Annotated in this window: 21 protein-coding genes; 9 read left to right on the plus strand and 12 right to left on the minus strand. The window is 72.8% G+C overall.

The annotated features are described in order from the left end of the window. Positions 1-4 precede the first annotated feature (4 nt). Complete coding sequence (locus tag ACFXBC_RS05430; RefSeq protein ID WP_385018952.1) at positions 5-1873, plus strand: transketolase; 1869 nt, start codon at positions 5-7, stop codon at positions 1871-1873. Positions 1874-2052: 179 nt separating this feature from the next. Beyond that, on the plus strand, positions 2053-3006 hold the full coding sequence (locus ACFXBC_RS05435) for a cation diffusion facilitator family transporter (protein WP_385018954.1): 954 nt from the start codon (positions 2053-2055) through the stop codon (positions 3004-3006). On the opposite strand, the gene ACFXBC_RS05440 is transcribed toward ACFXBC_RS05435, so the two are convergent. Beyond that, positions 2978-4483 carry a bifunctional phosphatase PAP2/diacylglycerol kinase family protein gene (locus ACFXBC_RS05440; protein ID WP_385018956.1) on the minus strand — a complete coding sequence of 502 codons (1506 nt, stop codon included), beginning with the start codon at positions 4481-4483 and terminating at the stop codon, positions 2978-2980. The two genes, ACFXBC_RS05435 and ACFXBC_RS05440, sit on opposite strands and share 29 nt — an antisense overlap. Positions 4484-4791: 308 nt before the next feature. On the opposite strand from ACFXBC_RS05440, the gene ACFXBC_RS05445 reads away from it, so the two are divergent. Beyond that, a complete protein-coding gene (locus ACFXBC_RS05445) occupies positions 4792-6009 on the plus strand; it encodes an aminotransferase class I/II-fold pyridoxal phosphate-dependent enzyme (protein WP_385018958.1) in 1218 nt (405 codons plus the stop codon). A 193-nt stretch (positions 6010-6202) separates the two neighbouring features. After that, positions 6203-7273: an MBL fold metallo-hydrolase gene (locus ACFXBC_RS05450; RefSeq protein WP_385019086.1), complete on the plus strand. Its 1071-nt coding sequence runs from the start codon at positions 6203-6205 to the stop codon at positions 7271-7273. Positions 7274-7438: 165 nt separating this feature from the next. Here the strand turns inward: ACFXBC_RS05450 and ACFXBC_RS05455 are convergent, their stop codons facing one another. The 6 genes from ACFXBC_RS05455 to ACFXBC_RS05480 all read right to left on the minus strand — a co-directional run bounded on the left by ACFXBC_RS05455 (position 7439) and on the right by ACFXBC_RS05480 (position 13136). Further along, positions 7439-8107 carry a response regulator gene (locus ACFXBC_RS05455; RefSeq protein WP_385018960.1) on the minus strand — a complete coding sequence of 223 codons (669 nt, stop codon included), beginning with the start codon at positions 8105-8107 and terminating at the stop codon, positions 7439-7441. Further along, entirely contained in the window at positions 8104-9435 is a 1332-nt protein-coding gene (locus ACFXBC_RS05460) for a sensor histidine kinase (protein WP_385018962.1), read from the minus strand. The genes ACFXBC_RS05455 and ACFXBC_RS05460 overlap by 4 nt, the downstream gene beginning before the upstream one ends. After that, the gene (locus ACFXBC_RS05465; protein ID WP_385018964.1) at positions 9422-10594 is read right to left on the minus strand and encodes an acyltransferase; all 1173 of its coding nucleotides are present in this window, start codon (positions 10592-10594) and stop codon (positions 9422-9424) included. Before ACFXBC_RS05465 ends, ACFXBC_RS05460 begins: the two co-directional genes overlap by 14 nt. Next, the gene (locus ACFXBC_RS05470; RefSeq protein WP_385018966.1) at positions 10587-11552 is read right to left on the minus strand and encodes an alpha/beta hydrolase; all 966 of its coding nucleotides are present in this window, start codon (positions 11550-11552) and stop codon (positions 10587-10589) included. The genes ACFXBC_RS05465 and ACFXBC_RS05470 overlap by 8 nt, the downstream gene beginning before the upstream one ends. Positions 11553-11733: 181 nt before the next feature. After that, on the minus strand, positions 11734-12369 hold the full coding sequence (locus ACFXBC_RS05475; protein ID WP_385018968.1) for a DedA family protein: 636 nt from the start codon (positions 12367-12369) through the stop codon (positions 11734-11736). Beyond that, positions 12366-13136, minus strand: coding sequence for an MBL fold metallo-hydrolase (locus ACFXBC_RS05480; RefSeq protein ID WP_385018970.1), 771 nt, complete (start codon positions 13134-13136; stop codon positions 12366-12368). The genes ACFXBC_RS05475 and ACFXBC_RS05480 overlap by 4 nt, the downstream gene beginning before the upstream one ends. Before the next feature lie 358 nt (positions 13137-13494). On the opposite strand from ACFXBC_RS05480, the gene ACFXBC_RS05485 reads away from it, so the two are divergent. Continuing rightward, positions 13495-15591 (plus strand): phage holin family protein, encoded by a 2097-nt coding sequence (locus ACFXBC_RS05485; protein ID WP_385018972.1) that lies wholly within the window; start codon positions 13495-13497, stop codon positions 15589-15591. 138 nt (positions 15592-15729) lie between these two features. Here the strand turns inward: ACFXBC_RS05485 and ACFXBC_RS05490 are convergent, their stop codons facing one another. Further along, positions 15730-17787, minus strand: coding sequence for a phosphocholine-specific phospholipase C (locus tag ACFXBC_RS05490; RefSeq protein WP_385018974.1), 2058 nt, complete (start codon positions 17785-17787; stop codon positions 15730-15732). 250 nt (positions 17788-18037) lie between these two features. Between ACFXBC_RS05490 and ACFXBC_RS05495 the strand changes: the two genes are divergently transcribed. Both ACFXBC_RS05495 and ACFXBC_RS05500 read left to right on the plus strand, forming a co-directional pair. After that, on the plus strand, positions 18038-19441 hold the full coding sequence (locus ACFXBC_RS05495; RefSeq protein ID WP_385018976.1) for an NADP-dependent succinic semialdehyde dehydrogenase: 1404 nt from the start codon (positions 18038-18040) through the stop codon (positions 19439-19441). A 65-nt stretch (positions 19442-19506) separates the two neighbouring features. Then, positions 19507-19878: a hypothetical protein gene (locus tag ACFXBC_RS05500; RefSeq protein ID WP_385018978.1), complete on the plus strand. Its 372-nt coding sequence runs from the start codon at positions 19507-19509 to the stop codon at positions 19876-19878. Between the two features lie 40 nt (positions 19879-19918). Here the strand turns inward: ACFXBC_RS05500 and ACFXBC_RS05505 are convergent, their stop codons facing one another. The 3 genes from ACFXBC_RS05505 to ACFXBC_RS05515 are packed head-to-tail and all read right to left on the minus strand — an operon-like array spanning position 19919 to position 23356. Beyond that, positions 19919-20365 (minus strand): response regulator, encoded by a 447-nt coding sequence (locus tag ACFXBC_RS05505; protein WP_385018980.1) that lies wholly within the window; start codon positions 20363-20365, stop codon positions 19919-19921. Continuing rightward, positions 20362-22110 carry an ATP-binding protein gene (locus tag ACFXBC_RS05510; RefSeq protein ID WP_385018982.1) on the minus strand — a complete coding sequence of 583 codons (1749 nt, stop codon included), beginning with the start codon at positions 22108-22110 and terminating at the stop codon, positions 20362-20364. Before ACFXBC_RS05510 ends, ACFXBC_RS05505 begins: the two co-directional genes overlap by 4 nt. Beyond that, positions 22103-23356 carry a PP2C family protein-serine/threonine phosphatase gene (locus ACFXBC_RS05515; protein WP_385019088.1) on the minus strand — a complete coding sequence of 418 codons (1254 nt, stop codon included), beginning with the start codon at positions 23354-23356 and terminating at the stop codon, positions 22103-22105. Before ACFXBC_RS05515 ends, ACFXBC_RS05510 begins: the two co-directional genes overlap by 8 nt. Before the next feature lie 262 nt (positions 23357-23618). Here ACFXBC_RS05515 and ACFXBC_RS05520 point away from each other — a divergent pair, with 262 nt between their 5' ends. After that, a complete protein-coding gene (locus tag ACFXBC_RS05520; protein ID WP_385018984.1) occupies positions 23619-23843 on the plus strand; it encodes a hypothetical protein in 225 nt (74 codons plus the stop codon). 128 nt (positions 23844-23971) lie between these two features. On the opposite strand, the gene ACFXBC_RS05525 is transcribed toward ACFXBC_RS05520, so the two are convergent. Then, positions 23972-24784 carry a helix-turn-helix domain-containing protein gene (locus tag ACFXBC_RS05525; RefSeq protein ID WP_385018986.1) on the minus strand — a complete coding sequence of 271 codons (813 nt, stop codon included), beginning with the start codon at positions 24782-24784 and terminating at the stop codon, positions 23972-23974. A gap of 49 nt (positions 24785-24833) precedes the next feature. Between ACFXBC_RS05525 and ACFXBC_RS05530 the strand changes: the two genes are divergently transcribed. Further along, entirely contained in the window at positions 24834-25139 is a 306-nt protein-coding gene (locus tag ACFXBC_RS05530; RefSeq protein ID WP_385018988.1) for a 4a-hydroxytetrahydrobiopterin dehydratase, read from the plus strand. Positions 25140-25162: the final 23 nt, after the last annotated feature.

Genomic DNA, 25162 nt, shown 5'->3' on the forward strand with positions numbered 1-25162 from the left:
AGCAATGAGCACGGATCAGAACGCAGAACTCTTCGAACTGGCCCAGCAACTCCGCGTGGACGCGGTGCGCGCCGCCGACGCGGCGGGCTCCGGGCACCCCACCTCGTCGATGTCCGCGGCGGATCTGGCCGCCGTACTGCTCGCCAGGCATCTGCGCTACGACTTCGACCGGCCCGACCACCCGGGCAACGACCGCTTCGTCCTCTCCAAGGGCCACGCCACACCGCTCCTGTACGCCATGTATCTCGCGGCGGGCGCCATCGACGACGACGAGCTGCTGACCTTCCGCAAGGAGGGCAGCCGTCTTGAGGGCCACCCGACACCGCGCATCCCGTGGGTGGACGTGGCCACCGGTTCGCTGGGACAGGGGCTGCCGGTAGGCGTGGGGATGGCGCTCGCCGGGAAGTGCCTGGAGCGGGTGGACTACCGGGTCTGGGTGCTGAGCGGCGACAGCGAGATGGCCGAGGGCTCCGTCTGGGAGGCGGCCGAGCACGCCGGGTTCGAGGGCCTGGGCAATCTGACGCTGATCGTCGACGTCAACCGGCTCGGACAGCGCGGGCCCACCCGGCACGGCAGGGACCTGGCGGCGTACGGGCGCAGGCTGCGCGCCTTCGGCTGGCACACGGTCGAGATCGACGGTCACGACATCGCTGCCGTGGACGCCGCGTACGAGGAGGTGCGCGGTGTCACGGACCGGCCCACCGCGATCATCGCGGGCACCCGCAAGGGGCGCGGGGTGGCCGCCGTCGAGGACCAGGAGGGCAAGCACGGCAAACCCCTGCCGGACGCCGCAGCGGCCGTCGACGAGCTGGGCGGCCGCCGGACCGCCCGGGTCGATGTGCACAAGCCCGCCGACGCCCAGCCGCGGCGGATCACCGGCAGCGGCGATCTCGTACTGCCGCGCTACGAGAAGGGCGACGAGGTCGCGACCCGCAACGCGTTCGGCGAGGCGGTCACCGCACTCGGCACGGCGCGCGGCGATGTCGTCGTACTGGACGGCGAGGTCGGCGACTCGACCCGCGCCGAGTTCTTCTCGAAGAAGCACCCCGAGCGGTACTTCGAGTGCTACATCGCCGAACAGCAGCTGGCGGCGGGCGCGGTCGGCATGCAGGCGCGCGGCTACACCCCGTTCGCGTGCAGCTTCGCCTCGTTCCTCACCCGGGCGCACGACTTCTTCCGGATGGCGGCGATCGGCAGGGCCGACATCAACGTCGTGGGCTCCCATGTCGGTACCGCGATCGGCGAGGACGGCCCCTCCCAGATGGGGGTGGAGGACCTGGCGATGTTCCGGTCCGTGCACGGCAGCACCGTCCTGTACCCGAGCGATGCCAACCAGACGGCCCGGCTCGTGGCGGAGATGGCTGACGCCCACGGCATCCGCTATCTGCGGACCAACCGCGGGGAGACCCCGGTCATCTACGGGCCCGACGAGGAGTTCCCGATCGGCGGCAGCAAGGTCCTGCGCTCCGGTGCGAGCGACGAGCTGACCCTGATCGGGGCGGGCCAGACGCTCCACGAGTGCCTGGAGGCGGCCGACATCCTGGCCCGGGAGGGCATCGCGGTGCGGGTGATCGACCTCTACTCGGTCAAGCCCGTGGACGCCGGGACCCTGCGGACGGCGGCGGACCAGACGGGCTGTCTGGTCACCGTCGAGGACCATCACCCCGAGGGCGGTCTGGGGGACGCGGTCGCCGAGGCGTTCGCGGACGGCAGGCCGGTGCCCCGGCTGGTCCGGCTCGCGGTCGGCAACATGCCGGGATCGGCCTCGCCGCAGGAGCAGCTGGCCGCGGCCGGGATCGACGCCCCGAGCATCGCGGCGGGCGCCCGGCTGCTGGTGGAGAAGGCCGTGATCAGGCCGGGCGGGGGCGCCTGAGTGGCCGATTCCGCGGCCCCCGGCCGGTAGACGCCGTACTCCGGCAGTCCGGTCGGGGGCCGCGGACTTCCACGGGCCGGAGCGGGTACCCGGCGGTTCATGGAAGCAGTGACGCACCCCTGGCCGACCGGGACCTCCGGCCCGCCAGGACACCGCAGGAACGACATACGGGGGACCGCATGAGTGAAGCGCCGGACAGCGGTACGGAAGAGACGTCCGACCAGAAGACCAAGGTGACGGTACTGGTGGCGCTCGCCGCCAACCTCGTCATCGCCGTGGCCAAGGCGGTCGGCGGGGTCTTCGCCGGATCCCCGGCCCTGCTCTCCGAGGCAGCTCACTCGGTCGCCGACAGCCTCAACGAGGTGTTCCTGCTCTTCGCGCTCCGGCGGAGCAAACGCCCCGCGGACCCCCAGCACCCCTTCGGCTACGGCAAGGAACGCTTCTTCTGGGCGCTGCTCGCCGCCGTCGGCATCTTCGTCATGGGCGGCTGCTTCTCCGTATGGCAGGGCGTCGAGGCGTTGCGCGGCGGCGGGGAGCAGGAGTCCACCGGCGGATACATCGTGGGGCTCGTGGTGCTGGGCGTGGCGCTGATCGCCGAGGGCACCTCACTGGCGCGCGCCCTCCTCCAGGTGCGCGGCCAGTCCGGAGACGGCATCGGCAAGGATCCCGCGCTGCGGACCGTGATCGCCGAGGACGGCACCGCCGTCATCGGTGTGCTGCTCGCCATGGCGGGGATGGGCCTGCACATGGCGACCGGGCAGATCGCCTGGGAGGCATCGGCCTCGATCGCCATCGGGGCGCTGCTCGGCTATGTCGCCTACCGGCTCGGCAAGGACGCCCGTGACCAGCTCATCGGGGAGGCCGCCGACCCGGACCTGCGCGCCGGTATCGAGGAGATGCTTGCCGCTCAGCCCGAGATCGACCAGGTGTCCTCGCTGCTGACCATGCGTCTGGGGATGGAGTCGACGCTGGTGGCCGCCCGGGTCGACCTGGTGCCGGGGCTGGAGAGCGAGCATGTGGAGCTGATCTCGATGCGGATCAGGGCCTCCATCGAGAAGACCTGGCCGGAGGCCGACCAGGTCTATCTCGATGTGACGGACGCGGCTAGAGCGGCAGCGGACGGTACACCGTGAGCGCCTCGTCGTCCTTGTCGATCCAGAGCGAGGGCGGCGCTTCGGTGATCTCACCGTCGAAGGCGAGCGGTGTGCCGGGGGTGAGTCCGGCGACCCGGACCCGGCGCAGCCGCTCCGCCGCGTGGACGGGGGAGCGGGACAGCGGCCCGGCGAGCGCCGCCGCCAGCAGCCGCAGCCCCGGAAGGCGGCCGCCGTGCACCACCCGGACATCGAGCAGGCCGTCCGCCAGATCGAAACGGCGGCCGGGGGTCGGACCCATCTGCTGGTACATGCCGTTGCCCGCGAACAGCATCCAGAGGGTCCGCCGCTCGCCCTGGAAGTCGGCCTGGAGCGGCCGCTGCGAGCTGAGCACCCGGGCCGCCGCCAGCACCCCGGCGGGCCAGCCGCCGATCTTCGGCGACCAGCGCTCCCTGATCCGCACCAGCTCCGGATAGGAGCCCAGGCTGAAGGTGTTGAGGAAGTGGCCGGGCTCGCCGCCGGGCCCGTCGGGACCCGGCGAGAAGCGGCCCAGGTCGACCTTGACCGCGTCGCCCGAGGCCAGTGCCCGGCAGGTGTCGTGGACCTCCTCGATCCCGATGTCGTACGCGAAGTGGTTCAGCGTCCCGCCGGGGAAGACCGCCAGCGGTACCCCGTGCCTGGCCGCCACCACGGCCGCCCTGTTGACCGTGCCGTCGCCGCCACAGATGCCCAGGGCCCGGCAGTTCCGCGCGGCCTTCTCCAGGGTCGCCACCAGGTCGTCCGGCTCGCACTCCACGACATCCGCGAGCGGCAGCGCATCCCTGACCAGGGACGACTTGGCCGCGGCCGACCCCGACGCCTTGTTGACCACCACCACGAGATCCTCGCCGCCGGGCAGCACAGGCGCCTCGGTGTGCGGGCGGCCGGGGGCGGGCAGCTGGTCGCGCGTCGGTACGAGACCCCGCACCGCGAACGCGGCCCCCACCCCGAGCGCCGCCCCGATCACCACATCGCTCGGATAGTGCACGCCCGTGTAGACCCGGGATGCGGCGACGCTGAAGGCGAGGGGCGCGACCACCGCGCCCCAGCCCTTCGACTCCAGGGCGACACCCGTCGCGAACGCGGCGGCCGAAGCCGCGTGGCCGGACGGGAAGGACGTGGTGACCGGCTGCCGCTTGAGCTGCCTCACCACGGGCACGGCGTCCAGTATCGGTCTGGACCGGCGGACCGAGCCCTTGGCCACCGTGTTGGCGACCGCCGACGCCACGGCCAGCGAGGTCACCCCGCGCAGTGCGGCCCGCCGGGCCCGGGTGGAGCGGCCCACCGCGGCGATTCCGGCGGCGGCGCCGAACCAGAGCAGACCGTGGTTGGCGCTGCGGCTCAGCCGGGGCAGGACCGGGGCCGCGGCCGGCCAGTGCCGGGCAGCCGCGGACCGGAACAGGGCCTGGTCCCGGGCCCCGAGCCAGCCCGTGAGCCGTTCGAGGCGGACCGGGCCGATGCGGGGGACGGCGGATGCCATGGAAATCAACCCTCTCGGTGATCGCTGCACGTCCGGCACGTCGCCCGTGCGGCGGACGGCCCGGTGCGGGGGCTCTGCTGACCGATCGTCGTACCCCGTCCGGCCGGGTCGATGCCTGCACCACCCCGGCGCGCCGCCGCACGGCCCCCGGCGCGCCCTCGCACGTCGCGTGGCCACCGCCCGGCCTCGTCCGGACGGAGGCCCCGCCGCCCGGAGAGCCCCCGGAGACCCCGGCGGCCACGGTCGCCCGGCCGGGCAAAGCTACGTATAAAGGTCTCTGGGGGGCCGGTGACAGCGGAGGTGCGGGTATGCAGCGGACGGTTCCGGAGAGCCGAGGCCCGGTCCGCTACGGGCCGCCCGCCCCCGGCCCCGGACTGCCGGTGCTCACCGAGCTGGCCGACACCTTCACCGGCGCCGCTCCGCGCGCGGAACCCGAGCCGCTGGGCGGCGGGACCGCGCTGCGGGCGGCGGCCGCCGGATACTGGAGCCGCCGGGGGCTGGACTGCACGCCGGCCGACACGGTCGCCGCGGGCGGTGCCCAGTCGCTGCTCCTCGCGCTCCTCGCGGCGGACGGCGGCGACCTCATGCTGCCCCGCCCGTGCCCCGCCTGGTGGCTGCCGCAGGCACGTCTCGTCGGGCGGTCCGCCTACCCGGTGCCCACCCCCGCGGAGTGCGGAGGGGTGCCCGATCCGTACGCGCTCCTGGAGACCGTACGCAGAGTGCGCGCCGAGGGCGGCGACCCCCGGCTGCTGCTGCTCTCCGTGGCCGACGACCCCACCGCGACCGTCGCTCCGCCCGAACTGCTCCACCGGGCCTGCGAGGCCGCGCTCTCCGAAGGGCTGCACCTGGTCAGCGACGAGACCTGGCGCGACACCCGGCACCGGCCGGACGAGACGGTGCTGCTCAGTCCCGCCGAGATGTGGCCGGACGAGGTGACCGTCCTGTCCGACCTGGCGGGATCCCTGACCCCCACGGCCTGGCCGGTGGCGGTCGCCCGCTTCCCCGCGACCGCCGACGGGGCCGCCCGGCGGGCCAGAACGCTGGACGTCCTCACGGCCATCGGGGCCGCGGTGTCCGCACCGGTCGCCGCAGCGGCCGCCCACGCGCTGGGCGAACCGGCGGCCGTACGGGAACGTGCGGTACGGGCGGCCCTCCTGTACGCCCGGCTGGGCACCGCGGCCCACCGCACCGTCCTCGCCGCGGGCGCGCTCGCCAGGCCCCCGCAGGCCGGACGCCATCTCTACGCGGACCTGGGCCCGCTGCGTACCGGTCTCACGGCCCTCGGTGTCACCGACTCGATGGAGCTGGAGGACTGTCTGGGGGAGCGGATCGGCGCACCCGTGCCCGGGGGCCACCGCTTCGGCGACGACCCGGCCGCGCTGCGGGTGAGGTTCGCGACCGGCCCGCTCGCCGGAGCAACCCCCACGGAGCGCCTGGAGTCCCTCAACTCGGCGGAGCCACTCGAACTGCCCCATGTGGCCCGCTCGTTGGGCACCTTCGCGACGGCCCTGGAGCAGCTGCGATGAGCGACTCACCGCCGAACGACTCACCGCCGAACGACTCTTCGCCGAACGACTCACCGCCACCGGACGGAGCCCTTCGATGACGGAACGTACCGAGAGCTCCCGCCCCGGGCCGCAGCCCCGGGAGCGGGCCGTGTCCCCGGCCGGGCAGCCGGCCCCCGCCGTGGAGCGGACCGCGCCCGCCCCCGCCGTGCACATGAACGCGTACGGGGAGGGGGCACAGCCCGCCCCCGTCCTGAGGAAGACACAGGCCCGGCCGCACATCCGGACCCGCCCCAGGCCCCGCCCGCTCGGTCTGCTGCGCCCGCCCGGTGAGACCAGGCTCTGGCCCAAGTCGTTCGCCGACCGGCTCACCGCCCCGCTGCCCGGTGTCAGGGCCATGGCGAGACTGGCCCGGGAGGGCTCCGTACGGCCGCGCTCCGAGGGGCTGCGCGACATTCCGCTGCTGCCCTACGAGCCCGCTCCGCTCCCCGATGCCGACGCCACCACCATCGCCGTCACCTGGGCGGGCCACGCCAGCTGGGTGGTGCGCATCGGGGGGCTCACGGTCCTCACCGATCCGGTCTGGTCGCGCCGGATCCTCGGTACGCCCGCCCGGGTCACACCGGTCGGGGTCCGCTGGGCGGATCTGCCCAAAATCGATGCCGTGGTCATCAGCCACAACCACTACGACCACCTGGACGCCCCCACCGTCAAACGGCTCCCGCGCGACACCCCGCTCTTCGTCCCGGCCGGACTGGCCCGCTGGTTCCGGCGCCGGCGCTTCACCCGCGTCACCGAGCTGGACTGGTGGGAGTCGTCCGAGACCGGCGGCGTCCGGTTCGAGTTCGTGCCTGCCCACCACTGGTCCAAGCGCACCCTTACCGACACCTGCCGCTCGCTCTGGGGCGGCTGGGTCCTCACCGACGAACGGGGCCGGCGGGTGTACTTCGCGGGTGACACCGGGTACGGCCACTGGTTCGGGGAGATCGGCCACCGCCACCCGGGCATCGATCTGGCGCTGCTGCCGATCGGGGCGTACGAACCGCGCTGGATGCTCGGGCCCGTGCACACCGACCCGGAGGAGGCGGTGGCGGCCTGCGAGGATCTGGGTGCGCGCCGGATGGCGCCGATGCACTGGGGCGCCTTCCTGCTCTCCGCCGAGCCGGTGCTCGAACCGCTCACCAGGGTCCGCGCGGCGTGGGAGCGGGCCGGACGTGCGCGCGACGAGCTGTGGGACCTGCCGGTCGGCGGGTCCCGGGTGCTCCAGGAGGTGCCCGCCGAGTGACCGGCCGCGCGTACGCCGGGGCGGGCCCGGCGGAGGCAGTGGTGGGGGTCGGGCCAGTGGTGGGGGTCGGGCCGGGCGGCTGTGGGGCCGCCCGGGCGGGCCCGGACGAGCGCGCCCGGCTGAGCGTTCCGTCCGAGGCAGCGGCGGGGCGTGCGGGAGGCCGCGTCAGTAGCCGGCCGGGCGCACCAGGCCCGTCTCGTACGCGAAGACCGCGGCCTGGGTCCGGTCGCGCAGGCCCAGCTTGACCAGGATCCGGCTCACATGGGTCTTCACGGTCTGCTCGGCCACCACCAGCTGCCCGGCGATCTCCGCGTTGGACAGCCCCTGGGCGATGAGCGAGAGGACCTCGGTCTCACGCTCGGTCAGCTCGCCGGCCCGCCCCTTCGGCGCGGTGCGGGGCGAGCTGGTCACCCGGGAGAACTCGGCGATGAGCCGTTTGGTGATGTTCGGGGCGAGCAGCGCGTCACCGGCCGCCACCACCCTTACGGCACGGGCGAGTTCATCGGCCGAAGCGTCCTTCAGGAGGAAACCGGCCGCGCCCGCGCGGAGCGCCTCGTACACGTACTCGTCGAGATCGAAGGTCGTCAGCACCAGGACCCGCACCGTCGCACCGGCGGGCCCGGTGATCCGGCGGGTCGCCTCGATACCGCCGAGTCCGGGCATCCGGATGTCCATCAGGACGACGTCCGGGGCGAGTCCGGCGATCTGGGCGATGGCGTCGTGACCGTCGACGGCCTGGCCGACGACCTCGATGTCCGGCTCGGCGTTGAGCAGCACCGTAAAGCCCTGACGCACCATCATCTGGTCGTCGGCGATCAGTACCCGGATGGTCATGAGGGCCCCTCCAGGGGAAGTATCGCCGCCACCTCGTACCCGCCGCCGGGGGTCGGCCCGTTGGCGAAGTCGCCGCCCAGCATGGCGGCGCGCTCCCGCATGCCCAGCAGCCCGTGACCGGCGCCGGCCGTCACGGCCGCCGGTGCGGGCGCCCCGGCAGGCGCGGTGTTGGTGACCCGCACATCGAGGGCGGACGACCGGTGGACGATCTCCACCTGTACCTCCGCTCCGGGTGCGTGGCGCAGCACATTGCTGAGCGCTTCCTGCACGATACGGAACGCCGTGAGGCTTACGCCCGGCGGCAGCTCACAAGGGCCCCCGGTGGTACGGGCGGTGACGGTGAGTCCGGCCGTACGTACCCGGGTGAGCAGCGCGTCCAGCTGGTCGAGGGTGGGCTGCGGGGCGTGCCGCAGGTCGTCGTCCGATGTGTCGTCGGAGCGCAGCACGCCCAGGACCCGGCGGAGTTCGGTGAGCGCGGTCACCGCGTTCTCCCGGATGCCCGCGAGGTTCTCCCGCAGCTCGTCCGAGGGGTTGTCCACCAGGTGCGGGGCGACCTGCGCCTGGATGGAGATGACCGACATATGGTGCGCCACGACGTCGTGCAGCTCGCGCGCGATCCGGTTGCGCTCCTCCAGGAGGGTGCGCAGGGTCCGCTCCTCGGCGGTGAGTTCGGCCTGGGCGTCGGTCTCCCGGCGGGCCTTCCGTAGCCCGCGCAGCGAGGAGCCGACCACCACCACGGCGATCAGTGCGGGGGCCGTACGGTCGAGGTCGTAGTTGTGCGGCCGGGTGGCGAAGGCGATACAGGCCAGCCCGGCGAGCAGGGTCACCACCAGCGCCCCGCCCGCCCGCCGGGGCCGGACCCGCAGGGCCAGCAGGAACAGCATCCCCCCGGTCAGGATCATCCCGGGGACCGTACGCGGATAGGGCACGCCGGGGCCGGTCTCCTGTTCGGTGAGGGCGGCGGTGACCACCATCAGGACCGTCGAGGCCCACCAGGCGGGTACCGGACGGAACACTCCGGCGACGAGCAGCGCGCCCTCGGCGATACCGAGCAGTGCCGTGACTCCGGGGAGAGCGCCTCCATCGGCCGGTGTGAGGCTGTTCGCCTGCAAGGTGGCGAGCAGCGCAGCGCAGAGGACCACCAGCACCACGAACGCCGGCCGCCAGGCGGAGTATCCGGGCTGCCCCATGGCCGGCCTCGGGTCGGCGGGGTCCAGCAGATCGTGCAGCAGGGCGCCCGGCGCACGGCGCAGGGCCGCCGTCACCCGTGCCCGCCCCCACCACGGCGGTTCCCGCCGCGCCGCCCGGCCCACCTCAGACGTGGTCATGCTGTGTCTCCCCCCGCGGGGCGAGCACCCCGGTCCGTACGACTGTGCTGTGTCCGCGTCCGCGCCGCCCCTGCTCGTACGTGTGGAACGCCGCCCAGCACACCAGCAGCGCCACCGCGAACACCGGCAGCCAGGCCACCCGGGCGAGCACCCACCCCCAGCCGTCCGGGACGGTGTGCAGGCCCGGCAGTGCCCGGCCGGTGAGCATACCGACAGCGGTGACCGCCATCATCGCGGTCTGGTGCCAGAGGAAGACGGTCATCGCGGAGAGATTGACCAGCGCCACGGCGGCCCAGGCGGCCGGGCGCACCAGAACCCGCCGCAACGGGCCGAGCAGCAGCAGAGCGGCTCCGCACTGGGCGAGACCGAAGGTGACGGCGGCGAGAGTCGGCGGATCCAGGTTGGACACCCGGGAGCCGGGGACCCCGACCATGGACGCCGGGTACCCCGCCCCCAGGACGAGGCCCGCGGTGGCCGCAGCGCCGCCCAGCAGCAGCACCCACGCCGTCCGGCGTCCGCCCAGCGCGCCGCGCGACCGGGCCGCGCCAAGGCAGTACGGGACGAGCCAGCCCGCCGCCACATTGATCCAGCCCAGCCAGGACGGCCCGCCGAGCCCGAAGCGGATCAGGTCGACGTGCAGCACGACGGCGACCGGCCACAGCGGATGCAGCCGGACGACCAGCGGGGTCGCCGCGGTGAGCCCCGCGAGGACCAGCAGGAACCAGAGCGGCGACAGCACCAGCTTGAGCAGGGCGTACACGGTCTGCGGGCCGACACCCGACACGAGCATCACGGCCGCCGCCACGCCCCACACCATCAGCACCGCGGCCACCGGCCGGCCCAGCCGCGCCAGCCGGGCCCCGAGCCACTGCCGGTAGGTGACACCCCGGGCGCGAGCCCTCGCGTACCCCGTCGCGCCCACCTGACCGCCCACCAGGAAGAAGACCGCCAGGGTCTGCAACAGCCAGGAGACGGGGGCGAGATGGGGCATGTACCGCAGTGGGCTCGCTCCGTGCACCGTGCCGCTGTCGGTGACCAGCGCGGTCACCAGCCAGTGGCCGAGCACCACACCGAGAATCGCCAGGGCGCGCAGCGCGTCGACAGCCCGGTCGCGGCCCGGTGGTGTCCAGGACCCGATCCGCCCTACCAGCTCACGCATGGCGGGCCTCCCCGGCAGGGGGCTGCCCCGAGACGATCCGCGCCAGGTTCGCCAGTGACAGCGAACCGGGCTTCAGATAGTCACTGTGGCCGCCGCCGCCCGCGTCGAAGACCCGGGCGCCGAAGCCGGCCGCCACCGGGTCGGCGCCGAGCCCGAGAGTGACGAACGGCAGCGGGATCCGTACATGCGGCACATCGGCGATCCAGTCGCCGCGCCCTCGTCCGGCCCAGACGGTGGCCCGGGTGTGCAGGGCGGCGGCGCTGCCGCGTCCCGCCCCGGGGCTGCCGTACAGCACGAGGTCCGCCGCGGCGAGCCCGGGGGCGGCCCGGCCGCAGACCACCGAACCGTACGAGTGGCAGAGCAGCGAGATCCGGGCGGCGGGCGCCGCCCCGCCCAACTCCCGCACGAAGCGCCGCAGTACGGGGGCGGCCCGGTCCGCGCGGCCGGTGGTCAGCACATCGGTGCTCACCGTGGCCGGAGTCGCGTAACCGAGCCAGGCCACCACGGCCGCCCCGCCGCCCAACTGCCGCTGGAGCGCGGTCGCCCCGTCCAGCAGTCGCTTGTACTGGTCGATGCCGGTGTCCGAGCCCGGTACCAGTACGGCGATCCGCCGGGCCCGCGACAGGTCGCCGAACACCTCCGCGGTGCGCCCGCCGTCTCGCCCGTCGAAGGAGAGGAAGTGGCGGCCCGGCCGCGCCATGGCACGCAGCGAGCGGGCTCGCCCCAAGTCGCCGTGGGCCAGGGCCGTCTGCCCCGCGGCCCTGATGTCTGAGCGCGTCGTCGCGTACCGCTCGGCGAGGGCCGCGGGGGCGACGGTCCGCAGCGGGCCGAGGGCCGTCGGCGCGGGCGCGGGGACGGCCGTGGGGCGGGCCGCACCCGAGACCGGCACGGCCACCGACGCGGTGACGAGTGCGGTGAGCAGGGCGCGGCGCAGTCGGCTGTGCGGGCGGGACGCCATGGGTGGTCCTTCCGTACCGGAATGGCTTTCGTGCTTCCGGTACGGAATCTATGGAGCGCCCCGGGTGGTCGGCGTCCCGCCGCGGAGCGAACCTCCCGCGTCACTCCCAAGTACTACGGGTAGGGGGAGGGAAAACCCGAACGTGGCCCGGCGAGTCGGGAGTTGGCGGCCCCGGCGGGGCTCAGTGGGGCGCGGGCGACCCGTCACCGCGCGTCCGCAGCCTGCGCCAGGCCGCGGGCGCCCCGCTCACCAGCAGGGTGAGGACGACCGCCACGGCGACGCCCTTCCACGGCTCGTCGAAGAGCGAACCGCCGAGTATGCCGATGAGCTGGTACGCGGCGGCCCAGGCGAGGCACGCCGGGATGTCGCCGCGGGCGAACCGGCGCAGCGGCATCTCGCCCAGCAGACAGGCCAGCATCACCGGGATCCGCCCGGCCGGGACCAGCCGGGAGAGTACGAGCACCGACTTGCTGTGCTTGTCGAGCTGCTCCTGCGCGCTCGCGAGACGCCTCTGCGGGGCCCGCCTGCGCAGCGCCTCCAGCCAGCGCGATCCGTTCTTGGAGTGCACACCGCGCCGGCCGAGCCAGTACAGCGCGATGTCCCCGATGAAGGCGGCGGACGAGGCCACGGCGAACACGAAGAGCAGCGCCAGCGGATCGGTCTGATGGAGGGCGACCACGGCCGCCGAACTCACCAGCGCGCCCGTGGGCACCACCGGAACCAGGGATCCCACGGCCACCAGCAGGAAGAGCGTCGGATAGCCGACGGCCTGCTGGGCCGACTCCGGGGGGACCTGGGCCGCCAGTTCGTGTATCACCCGGCCACCTCCGGCCGCACCAGTTCACCGTGGGTGAGCCGGTGGACGGAGACCTCGGGCGCCAGCAGCGCCGCCTGCCGTACGAACTCGTCGCCCGGCGTGTGGAATTCGTGCGGGCGCACCCCGTCCATCCCCACCGGCCAGTACGTGCCGTAGTGCACCGGGACCGCGGAGCGCGGCCGCAGCAGCGCCAGCGCCTCGGCGGCCCGCCGGGCGTCCAGATGCTCCTGTCCCAGGAAGGGGCCCCAGCCGCCGACCGGGAGCAGCGCCACATCGATCTCGCCCACCGCGTCCGCCATCGTGTCGAACAGGCCGGTGTCCCCGGCGAAGTAGGTCCGCGCCTCACCGCTGACGACGAAGCCGAGTGCGGGCGCGCGCTGCGGGCCGAACGGCAGCCGGCGGCCGTCATGGCGCGCCGGTACCGCGCGGACCACCAGATCCGCGACCCGCACCTCGTCGCCCGCGACCACCTCGGTGATGTCCAGGCCGAGCCGCCGCAGCCCCGGCACCGCGCGGACCGCGCCGCGCGGCACGATCAGCACGGTGCCCGGCGCGAGCCGGGCCAGTGACGGCAGATGCAGATGGTCGGCGTGCAGATGCGAGACGAGGACGGCGCGGGCGGCTGCCGCTCCCGGCGGCGGCACCGCGCCGCGGCGGCGCCTGAGATGGGCCAGCCTGTGCGTGAACAGCGGGTCGGTCAGCACCCGGACCCCGGAGTCCTGGACCGTACATGTGGCATGTCCCCACCAGGTCACATCGACCGGCACCTGCCGCCTCCTCACATCTGGCTGCGCCGGGCCGCACCCGACTGCGTACGGCCCGCTCCCGGGACAGCGTGTCACGTCTGTCCCGGCCCACGGTGGGTAGCGATCAGTCGAAATCGGGAGGAGGCTCCGTGACCCTGTACTCGGAGCAGTGTCCGCGCTGCGGAGGTGTCCTCGCCGTCACGCAGGACGGCTGGAAGATCTGCCACTCCTGCGGATACTCGTCCCCGCCGTGACGCATGTCACGCGGGCCGGGTGCCGCTCCTGCTGCCCGGTGACCGCGGCCGGACGCCGGAAGGTCCTGTGAAAAGCTGGCCGGCGGGCCCACCCGGGGTCCCGCAGGACGTGAGGTGGAAGAGGCGTGGCCGCAGGGCGTTGGCGCAGGGCGGGCAGCGCCCTGTTCCGGGTGATCGTGGTGTGGGCCGTGTCCACTCTGACCATGCTGGCGCTCGCCGGGATCCTGCCCGACTTCCAGCTGGAGTCCGTCAACGGCGACAGCGCCACCACCGTGGCGATCACCGCCGGCTGGGGCGCCGCCGCCTTCGGTCTGCTCAGCGCGCTGGTGTGGCCCCTGGTGGTGCGCGCGCTGCTGCTGGTCCCCGCGCTCGTCCTCGGCCTGCTGGTCTTCTTCCTCAACGGCTCGCTGCTGCTCGTCGCCCTGGACCTGATCCCGAACGGCCGGGGCGCGTCCAACCCCGAGACGGCTGTCGTGGTAGCCGCCGTGATGTCCGCCGTCGCATCCGCCACCTCCACCGCCCTCGCGGTACGCGACGACGAGGCGTACCGCCGCAGGCTCTCGCGCCTCGCCTCCCGCAGGCGGCGCCGGCGCGGCGAGGACACCGGGCGGAGCGGTCCGCACGGCACGGTCTTCCTCCAGCTCGACGGGGTGGGCCACGCGGCGCTGCTGCGCGGCGTCCACGAAGGGCTGATGCCCACCGTCGCCGGCTGGATCGGCGCCACCCACCGGCTCGACGCCTGGCGCACCGACTGGTCCAGCCAGACCGGCGCCAGCCAGCTGGGCATTCTGCACGGCTCCAACCACGACATCCCCGCCTTCCGCTGGTACGAGAAGGAGACCGGCGACGTGATGGTCTGCAACCGCCCGGCCAGCGCGGCCGAGCTCCAGCGCCGTGCGGTCGCCCGCACCGGTGACGGCGGGCTGCTCAGCATCGACGGGGCCAGCCGCGGCAACCTCTTCAGCGGCGGCGCCGACGAACTGGCCCTGGTGCTCTCGGTCGCCGCACGCCGGGACCGTGACCACCGCTCCCGGGCCGGCTACTTCGCGTACTTCTCCGACCCGGCCAACGCGGTCCGTACCGCCCTCTCGTTCTTCGCCGAGGTCGGCCGCGAGATCGGCCAGTCGACCAGGGCACGCGCCCGGCAGGAGGAGCCGCGGATCAAACGCGGCGGCCTCTACCCGTTCATCAGGGCCTTCGCGACCGTGGTGGAGCGCGATGTGGTGGTCTCCGCGGTGATAGGCGACATGTTCGCGGGGCGGACCGCGGTCTACGCCGACCTGGTGGCGTACGACGAGGTGGCGCACCACAGCGGCCCGCACAGCAGGGACGCGGCGAAGGTGCTGGCGCGGCTCGACCGCTCGCTCGCCATGATCGCCAAGGCCGAGGACCACGCGCCGCGCCCGTACCGCATCGTGCTCCTCTCCGACCACGGGCAGAGCCCCGGGCAGACCTTCGAGGGCGCGTACGGGCTGACGCTCAAGGACCTGGTGCGGGCGGGCTGCGGGCTGCCGGTCCCGCGCCGCGCGCAGCGGACCCCGAGCGGCTCGGAGGCGCGGGCCGCAGTCCGTGTGGTGCTGCACCGGCCGCTGCCGGACGGCGACGGGACCCCGCCCGGCCCGGGCTCCGACCCGGTCGTGCTGACCTCCGGGAACCTCGGGCTGATCTCCTTCCCGGACGCACCGGGCCGGATGACACGTGAGCAGCTGGACCGCCGCCACCCCGCCCTGCTGCCCACGCTGGCCAACCATCCGGGGATCGGCTTCCTGCTCCTGGCGAGCGAGGAGCACGGCTCGGTGGTGCTCGGGGCGGGCGGCGCCGAGGTGCCCGTCGCCCTGCTGGCCGACGGTGAGGGTCCGCTCGCGGGCTTCGGGCCCGGCGCGGCCGACGCCGTGCGCAGGACCGACGCGTTCCCGCATGTCGCCGACGTCATGGTCAATTCGGTGTACGACCCGGAGACCGGTGCCGTACATGCCTTCGAGGGCCAGATCGGCTCGCACGGCGGCCTCGGCGGCGAGCAGTCGGCGCCCTTCCTGCTGGCGCCGCGCGACCTCTCCCCGGCCGTGGGCGACGGGCAGCCGCTGGTCGGCGCCGAGCAGGTGCACAGGGTGCTGCGACGCTGGCTGACCGAGTGCGAGGGCCCGCAGGTCCCGCTCGCGGCGGCGGATCCGGTGCCGGAGGGCGCTGCGCCCGACGACGCGGCGCCCGACGCGGCGGCCTGAACCGGACGGGATGCCGCCGGGCCCCGCAGGCCGGGCCCCGCAGGCCGCCGCGCTACAGGCCGGGCGCAGGCCGCCGCGCCTGTGCCGGGCGCAGGCCGCCGCCGGGCCCCGGCCTGCGGGACCCGGCAGCGTCGGCACTCAGCCCGTGATGATCGCCGGGTCGCTCACCCCGGGGGCGCCGTTCTCGACATGCCCGGCCAGTCGGCGCCGGTAGCCGCCGTCCAGGTCGGAGACCACGGTCAGGTCGTACCACCGCCGGGTGGAGCGCAGGTCCACCGTGTGCACCACGGTCTTCCCCTTGCGGACCGTGAAGGTCTCGCTCTTGCCGCCGTACGCGTTGGTGACGGTGAGATGGCAGTCGGCGGTGCCCGCGTTGGTCATCGTCAGCTCGATCGAACCGTCGCTCGCCCGGTGGCGGGCCGTCACCTCGGGACCGGCGGTGGAGCCGGGGCCCTGGAAGGTACGGAGGAAGCCGTTCGGGCCGAACACGGACAGATCGTAGGAGCCCTTGGAGTAGGCCGTGTTCCAGGTGTCCGAGAGACTCTTCCCCGCCTCTGCGGTGTACGACCACGGACCGTCGCCGCGGTTGGCCGATGTCACCGTGAAGCAGGCCCCGGCGTCTGCGCCCCCGCTGAAGGTGAGGGTGAACTTCCCGTCGGCCGGCGCCGCCTTCCCGTCCACCAGCGGGGCGTAGCGCAGCGGGCGCGACGGCCGGGAGCCCGCCTCCTGCTTGGGCAGCGCCGGATCGGCGGGCGCCTTGGGTACGTAACTGTCGTGCCGGTTCTTGTCAGGCGGCCGGAAACCGTCGGTGTCCGGCAGCGAGACGGGCTTGGTGTTCTGCAGGCCGAAGTCGAAGGCCGAGGTCAGGTCACCGCAGATGGCGCGCCGCCAGGGCGAGATGTTCGGCTCGGCGACACCGAAGCGGCGCTCCATGAAGCGGATGACCGAGGTGTGGTCGAAGACCTCGGAGCAGACATAGCCGCCGGTGCTCCAGGGCGAGACGACGGTCATCGGGACGCGCTGGCCCAGACCGTAGGGCCCGGCGCCGTAACTCGCGTCGCCGGGGAAGTAGTCGAGCGAGGTGTCCACCGTGGACAGGCCCCGGTCGGCGGAGGCGGGCGGGAACGGCGGGACGGCGTGGTCGAAGTAGCCGTCGTTCTCGTCGTACGTGACGAAGAGGGCCGTCTTGCTCCACACCTCCGGGTTCGACGTCAGCGCGTCCAGCACCTGCGAGACGTACCAGGCCCCGTAGTTGGCGGGCCAGTTGGGGTGCTCGGAGAACGCCTCGGGGGAGGCGACCCAGGAGATCTGGGGGAGCTTGTCCGCCTTCACGTCGGCCCGCAGGATGTCGAAGAAGCCGTCGCCGTTCTTGGCATTGGTGCCGGTGCGGGCCTTCTCGTACAGCGGGTCGCCGGGCTTGGCGTTGCGGTACGAGTTGAAGTACAGCAGCGAGTTGTCGCCGTAGTTCCCGCGGTAGGCGTCGTCGATCCAGCCCCAGGAACCGTCCTTGTCCAGGCCGTCACCGATATCCTGGTAGATCTTCCAGGAGACGCCCGACTTCTCAAGACGCTCGGGGTACGTCGTCCAGTCGTACCCGGCTTCGGCGTTGCCGAGCACCGGGCCGCCGCCCTTGCCGTCATTGCCGACGTGACCTGACCACAGGTAGTAGCGGTTGGGGTCGGTGGCGCCCATGAACGACGAGTGGTAGGCGTCGCACACCGTGAACGCGTCGGCCAGCGCGTAGTGGAACGGGATGTCCTTGCGGGTCAGATGGGCCATCGTGCCCGCGGACTTGGCGGGAATCCACTGGTCGTACTTGCCCTGGTTCCAGGCCTTGTGGCCGCCGGCCCAGTCGTGGTCGAGCCCGGCGATGAATTTCATGCCGAGGTCGTCGGCGTCCGGGTGGTAGGGCAGGACGTCCTTGGTCCCGTCCGACTGGTACCAGACCGGCTTCCCGCCGACGGGTGTCATCGGGCGGGGGTCGCCGAAGCCGCGTACCCCCTTCATGGACCCGAAGTAGTGGTCGAAAGAACGATTTTCCTGCATCAGCACGACGATGTGCTCGATGTCCTTGATCGTTCCCGAGCGGCGCTTCGCGGGGATGGCGGCGGCGCGGTCGATGCTGCTCGACAGGGCCGAGAAACCTGCGGTCGCGCCCGCGATCTGGAGGAAGCGGCGCCGATTGAACTGAGGCATGTGGTGGGGGACCTCTCGCGGTGTGAGGGGATTGATCCAGCCGAGTCTTCCCAGATGAGGGGGTGAAAGGGAAGGGGTGGTGACGTGGGAGTGACAGAACCGGGCACACGATCCGAACAACCAGACTGATTTCGTCCCACCCGCACCACAGTCCCTTCACGCCGCGCCAGTCCCTCCGGCCGCCGCCCGCGGGGCGGCGGCGGCCGGGGCGAGCGAAGGTCGGAGGGGCGAGTACGAGGAGGACCCACCCATGCCCATCGCCACGGTGAACCCCGCCACCGGTGAGACGCTCCGGACCTTCGAGGCGCCGGGCGCCGACGAGATCGAACGCTGTCTCGCGGCGGCCCACGCCACGTTCCGCGAGTACCGCACGACGGACTTCGCCGAACGGGCCCGGCTGCTGAACCGGGCGGCCGATCTGCTGGAGAGCGAGCAGTCGGACATCGCGCGCACGATGACCACGGAGATGGGCAAGCCGGTCGCCGCCGCCCGCGCGGAGGCCGCCAAATGCGTCAAGGCGATGCGCTGGTACGCCAAGCACGCACCCGAACTGCTCGCCGACGAGCACCCCTCCCGGGCCGACGCGGAGGACTCCGGCGCCGACCGCGCGTACACCCGCTACCGTCCGCTGGGCGTCGTGCTGGCCGTGATGCCGTGGAACTTCCCGCTCTGGCAGGTCGTACGGTTCGCGGCGCCCGCGCTGATGGCGGGCAACACCGCCCTGCTCAAACATGCGTCGAACGTGCCGCAGACCGCCCTCTACCTGGGCGAACTCTTCGAACGCGCCGGGTTCCCGAAGGGCTGCTTCCAGACCCTGCTGATCGGCTCGGGCGCGGTCGAGGCGGTCCTGCGCGACCCCCGGGTGGCCGCGGCGACCCTGACCGGCAGTGAGCCCGCCGGCCGCTCGGTCGCGGCCGTGGCGGGCGACGAGGTCAAGAAGACCGTCCTTGAGCTGGGCGGCAGCGATCCCTACCTCGTGATGCCGTCGGCCGACATCGGGCGGGCCGCCCGGACCGCTGTCACGGCCCGGGTGCAGAACAACGGGCAGTCCTGCATCGCCGCCAAGCGCTTCATCGTCCATACGGATGTCTATGACGCGTTCACGGAGGAGTTCACCACCCGGATGGCCGCCCTGAAGGTCGGCGACCCGCTGGACGAGTCGACCGATGTCGGGCCGCTCGCCACCGAGCAGGGCCGCACGGATCTGGAGGAGCTGGTCGACGACGCCGTACGCAAGGGAGCGACCGCGCTCTGCGGCGGCGGGCGGCCGGAGGGGGCCGGGCGCGGCTGGTTCTACTCGCCCACGGTCCTGATGGGCGTCACCACCGACATGCGGATCCACCACGAGGAGGCGTTCGGCCCGGTGGCCACGGTCTACCGGGTGGCGAGCGCCGAAGAAGCGGTACGGGTGGCGAACGACACGCCGTTCGGTCTGAGTTCCAACGTCTGGACGCGGGACGACGGGGAAGCAGACCTCTTCGTACGGGATCTCGAAGCAGGGGGTGTCTTCTTCAACGGCATGACCGCCTCGCACCCGGCGCTGCCCTTCGGCGGGATCAAGCGCTCCGGCTACGGCCGCGAGCTCGCCGCCCACGGCATCCGGGAGTTCTGCAACATCACCACCGTCTGGCACGGCGCCGACCCCGGTGAGTGAACCGGCGGGCCCCCGCCCGTCCCCGTACGCGTACCGAGCACGAACCAGCGAGGAAAGTGAGCACGATGGCCGACACGGAGAACCAGGACACCCTTGTCACGGTGGCGCTCACCGGCCACTCACGGGAGGACGCGGCGGCGGTCTTCGGCGCACTGCGCGCCGCCTTCCCGAGCGACCGCGGGCCCGGCGACACCCCGCAGCCGGAGATCCCCGGCAGGCCGACCGTGTGGACGGCGGCCTACGAGGTACGGGAAGGGGCTCCGGGACAGCCCGGCTCCGCCCGCCTCACCGCGCCCGTCAAGGCCACCGTGCAGGGGCACTACCACGCGGTGGACATGATGCGGGACGCGCTGGGCGCCGTCTTCTCCGTCGAGGAGCAGGGCGAGGCGCTGGGCGACCAGGAGAAGGAGCTGAACCTCCAGCTGGGGAACGGGTAGCCCAAGCGTGGGGAGCGGGTAGCCCACACGCCCGCGCGGGTCACATCCGCTGCTGCGGGAGGCGGACCACCGTGAGGAAGAAGTCGTCGATCTGGCGCACCGCCGACATGAACTGCTCCAGATCGACCGGCTTGGTGACGTATGCGTTGGCGTGCAGCCGGTAGCTGCGCACGATGTCCTCCTCGGCCGACGACGTCGTGAGCACCACGACGGGGATGTCGCAGAGTGCGGGGTCCGACTTGATCTGTTCGAGCACCTGCCTGCCGTCGTACTTGGGCAGGTTCAGATCGAGCAGCACCAGATCGGGGCGCGGCGCGGAGGTGTGGGCGCCGCGCCGGTAGAAGAAGTCCAGCGCCTCCTCGCCGTCCCGCACCACATGCAGCGTGTTGCCGATCTTGTTGTCGGCGAACGCCTCACGGGTCATCAGCTCGTCGCCCGGGTCGTCCTCCACGAGCAGGACCTCGATGGTCTGGAGGGTGGTGTTCACGCGGTGTCTCCCTGTTCTGTGGTGGGGTGCTCGGCGGTGAGGGCGGGGGCGGGGGCGGGGGCGGGGCTCACCGGGAGCGTGAAGTGGATGCACGCGCCCTCCGTCACCGACTCGTCCAGCCAGATCCGGCCGCCGTGGAACTCGACGATCTTCCGGCAGAGCGCGAGCCCGATGCCGGTTCCGTCGTACTCGTCCCGTGCGTGCAGCCGCTGGAAGATCACGAAGATCTTCTCGGCGAACTCCGGGGCGACCCCGATGCCGTTGTCCGCCACGGTCACATGCCAGCTGTCGCCGTCGGCGGTGCAGCCGACGGTGACGACGGAGGGGTGGCCGGGCCTGCGGAACTTGACGGCGTTGCCGATCAGGTTCTGCCAGAGCATGGCCAGCGCCGTGGGGTCGCCGGTCACCTCGGGCAGCGGGTCCGTCCGTACGACGGTCGACCCCGACTCCTCGGCCGCCAGTGCCAGATTGGCCAGCGCCCCGTCCAGCGAGGCGTCGAGGCAGACGGTCTTCCAGCCGTCGAGAACTCTGCCGACCCGGGAGAACGTGAGCAGGTCGTTGATGAGGACCTGCATCCGCTTGGCGCCGTCCACCGCGAAGTCGATGTACTGCTTGCCCCGGTCGTCCAGCACCTCGCCGTACCGCTTCTCAAGCAGCTGGCAGAACGAGGCGACCTTGCGCAGCGGCTCCTGGAGGTCGTGCGACGCGACATAGGCGAACTGCTCCAGCTCCGAATTGGACCGCCGCAGCTCCTCGGCCTGCCCGGCGAGCAGCGTCTCGCGCTCCAGGGAGTCGCCCAGCTCGTCGGCGAGCCGCCGCCGCATGTCCTCCACGGCCGCTCCGACGGCCCGCACATCGGCGGGCCCGCCGATCTCGATCCGGTGGTGGAAGTCCCCGCCGCGTACGGTCCCGGACGAGACGCGCAGCGCGTTCAGCGGCCGGCCCACGATCCGGTGCAGCAGCACACTGAGCGTGACCACCACCAGGGCGAAGGCGGCGAGCAGGGCGATCAGTACCCGGTCCTGGGTCCGGCGGGCCGCGTCGAGACCGGCCCTCGCGCGCGCCGCGTCATCCTCGATGTGGCGCTGCTGCACGGCCATGTCGGCCCGCAGCCCGTCGAAGGCGGACTTGCTCCGTGCGATCTGTGCCACCGACGCGGCGCCGCGCCCCCCGGCCCGTACGGCGGCGATCAGCGGTTCGGCCTGCTCGCTGCGCCACTTCTGCGCGGCCAGCCTGAGCCGCTCCAGGTCCTGCGCGTAGGGGCGCCCCGAGCCGGTGAACGCGCCGACCCTGGCGCGGTAGACCCGCTCGTCGCGTACGCCCTGTTCGTACGGTTGCAGGAAGGACACGTCGCCGCTGAGCGCATAGCCGCGGGCACCCGTCTCCTGGTCCAGGAGCGCCTTCTGCAACTGGAGGGAGGCGGAGCGGGCCGGCTGGATGCGGTCGACGAGTGCGGTGGTCCTGTCGTTGGTACGGGAGAGGAAGACACCGCCCACGGCTGTGCAGCCGCAGACCACGATCACGAATCCGGCGAGGATCAGATGGACCCAGTTCTGCACCGAGAGACGGGAGCGGAAGCGTGGCCGTGCCGGGGGCTGCGCGGGGCGGCCACCGCTGCCCGGGGCGTCGCCGGGCTCCGTGCCGGTGCCGCTGTGGCCGCTGTCGGCCGCCCGGTCGTCCACGGCGGTCCCACCACTCTGACCGACGCCCTCGGTCCGGCTTGTCTGACTGATCTGACTACTCATGGTGAGTCGGCCCCCATCCGAGATGCAGGACGGCCACGTCGTCCGCGAGGCCCCCGTAGGGCGCTGCCCCGTCGTCCGCGCCGCGCACCAGCGCGTCGACGAATCCGGCGGCGGGCAACGCCCCGTGTCTTCGGGCCAGATCCAGCAGCCCCGTCTCCCCGAGCCTGGACTCGGCGCCGGTACGGCCCTCGAACAGCCCGTCGGTGAACAGCACGAGCTGCCCGCCGCTGGGCAGCGGCAGCTCGGTCTCCGTCCAGCGGGCCGCGCCGGGGGCGAGGCCCAGGGCCATACCGCCGCCCGGCTCGGCCCAGCCGACCTCCGCGCCGTGCCGGACCAGGAACCCGGGATGTCCGGCCCGGGTGACCCGTACGGTGCGGCCGCCGGGCGGGAAGACCAGCGAGGTCACGGTGGCGAAGATGCACGGATCCGAGCGCTCGGCGACCAGGATCTCCTCCAGGAGCCTGATCTGTTCCAGATGCTCCATCCCGCACAGCACGGCGGTACGCCAGGCGACCCGCAGACACACACCGAGGGCCGCCTCGGCCGCCCCATGACCCGAGACGTCGCCTATCACCGCGTGCACGGTGCGATCGGCGGTCTCCACCACGTCGTAGAAGTCCCCGCTGAGCAGCCCGTGGGCCCGCCCCGGGGTGTACCGCGCGACGGCCTCGAAGTCACGCCCGCGCAGCAGCGGCACGGGCAGCAGCCCCCGCTCCAGCCGGGCGTTCTCCTCCGCCATCCGCCGGTTGGCCTGCAGCGCGGCGGCCGACTGCTCGACCTGCTTGCGCTGGAGGGCGTAGCGGACGGCGCGGCTCAGCGACTCGGGGTCGAGCCGGTCCTTGACCAGGTAGTCCTGCGCGCCGGTGGCCACGGCGGCCAGGCCCGCGTCGCCCTCGGCGAGACCCGTCAGCACCACGATCGCCACATCGGGCGCCGAGCCGACGATACGGGTGACCGCGTCGAGCCCCTGGACGTCCGGCAGATGCAGATCGAGCAGCACACACACCGGGGTGCGGCAGGTCCGCAGGAACTGCTGGGCCGCCGCCAGCGTCTTGCACCAGCTGACCGGGGAGTCCAGATCGCTGTCGGCCAGCATCTCCTCGACGAGCAGGGCGTCCCCCGCGTCGTCCTCGACCAGCAGCAGGACCGCTTCGATGTCGCCGACGTACTCACCGGTCGCCGTCAGGAGCTGCTGCCGGTTCCTCGCGGCAGGCACCCCAGGACGCGCCGAAGCGGCCACAGACATCTCGGACACACTCCACCCCACCCAGCCCGACGGCGCGGGTCACGGGGCGCCGTATCGCCCGGAAGCATATGCGACAGAGGCCCGGCTCTGCGACGGCCGGGTGGGACAACGACCGGACGTCGCCCCGAAGTCGTCGGCGGAATTCCGGAGTCCCTTTATCCCGGTTGTCCCGGAGTACGGCCGGGACACGACGGGTCAGGGCATTCGCATGTGACGTCGATCCATTTGCCGAGGTGGGAGAATAAGAGACAAGGAGGCGGAAATGGAATACGTCATGCGGGCCTATCTCCAGGAGGGCTCGTCGCCATCGGACGAGCACCCTCAGGTGGAGTACTGGCACATCACGCACGCCGGGGAGACGACGGCGCTGTGCGGGCGTGAACTCGACCCCGGCGCACCCAGGCAGTCGACGGACGCCTGGGGGACCGGCGGGAGCCAGCCCTTCTGCCACACCTGCGGGGCTCTGTATCTGCGGCAGGTTCCCTGATATCCGCGGCCAGTTCCCCGGCGCGTCCCGGCCAGTTCCCTGGCGCATCCCGGCCAGTTCTCTGGCCCGTCCTGGCCCGTCCCGGCTCGCCCTGAGCCGTCGGGCCCGCGGTGGATTTCCCGTCGCGTTCAGGCCGTCGGCCGGAGTGACCGCAGATAGGCGACCGTGCCGGGATCGGCCGGCAGGAACGTCTCGATCGCCAGCTCGGCCACGGTCACGTCCATCGGTGTATTGAAGGTGGAGATGGACGAGAGAAAGGAGAGCACCCGCCCTTCGTGCTCGATCTCCAACGGCAGCGCGAAACGCGGAAATGACTGCTCGCCCGGCCCCGGCCGCTCTTTCGCGGGGGCGGGAATCGGATAGCCCGCGACCTCCTCGTACAGTTCTCGCAGCGAATCGGAGCGGGCCAACGCGAGCTGGCGCTCCATCTGGTGCAGCAGATGCCCCCGCCACTCGTGCAGATTGCGGATACGCGGGGCCAGCCCGGACGGGTGCAGCGTGAGCCGCATCGCGTTCAGCGGCGGTCCGAGCAGCTGCTCGGCCACCCCCTCCAGCAGCATCGCGATACCGCGGTTGGCGGCGACCACGTCGTACCGCGCGTCGACGACCAGCGCCGGATACGGCTCGTACCCCCGCAGAAGCTGGTTGATCCCCTCGTGCAGCGGCCCCATCGAAGGGTCGTCGAGCATGGTCTCCCCGTACCGCGGCGCATAGCCCGCCGAGAGCAGCAGCGCATTGCGCTCCCGGACGGGCACGTCCAGATGTTCCGCGAGGCGCAGCACCATCTCCTCGCTGGGGCGGGACCGGCCCGTTTCGATGAAGCTGATGTGGCGGGCCGACGAGCCGGCCCGCAGGGCCAGCTCCAGCTGGCTGATCCGGCGCTGTCTGCGCCAGTCGCGCAGCAGGGGCCCCACTCCGGTGTCGGGAGCGACAGTTGTCATCCCCAGACCGTAACGTCGTACGGACAGACCCCCGGAAGGAGTACCGCACATGCCCGCGGAACCGCTGACGCCGAAAGAGACCGAGGACCGGCTGGACGAGCTGCCCGGCTGGTCGGTGGAGGGCGACCGGATCAGCCGCTCGTACCGGCTGCCCGGCCACTTCGCCGCCACCGCGATGGTCGTTCACATCGCACAGATCCAGGAGGAGCTGGGCCACCACTCCGAGCTGACGCTCGGATACAACACGGTGGCCCTGAGCGTGCACACCCATGACGCGGGCGGCGCGATCACCGCCAAGGACTTCGAACTGGCCCGACGGGTCGAGGAGACCGCTCCGGGGCACGGGGCGAGCTGAGGGCAGTCCGTTTTGCCGTAACG

Source organism: Streptomyces sp. NPDC059398 (assembly GCF_042751845.1).
Taxonomy (GTDB): Bacteria; Actinomycetota; Actinomycetes; order Streptomycetales; family Streptomycetaceae; genus Streptomyces.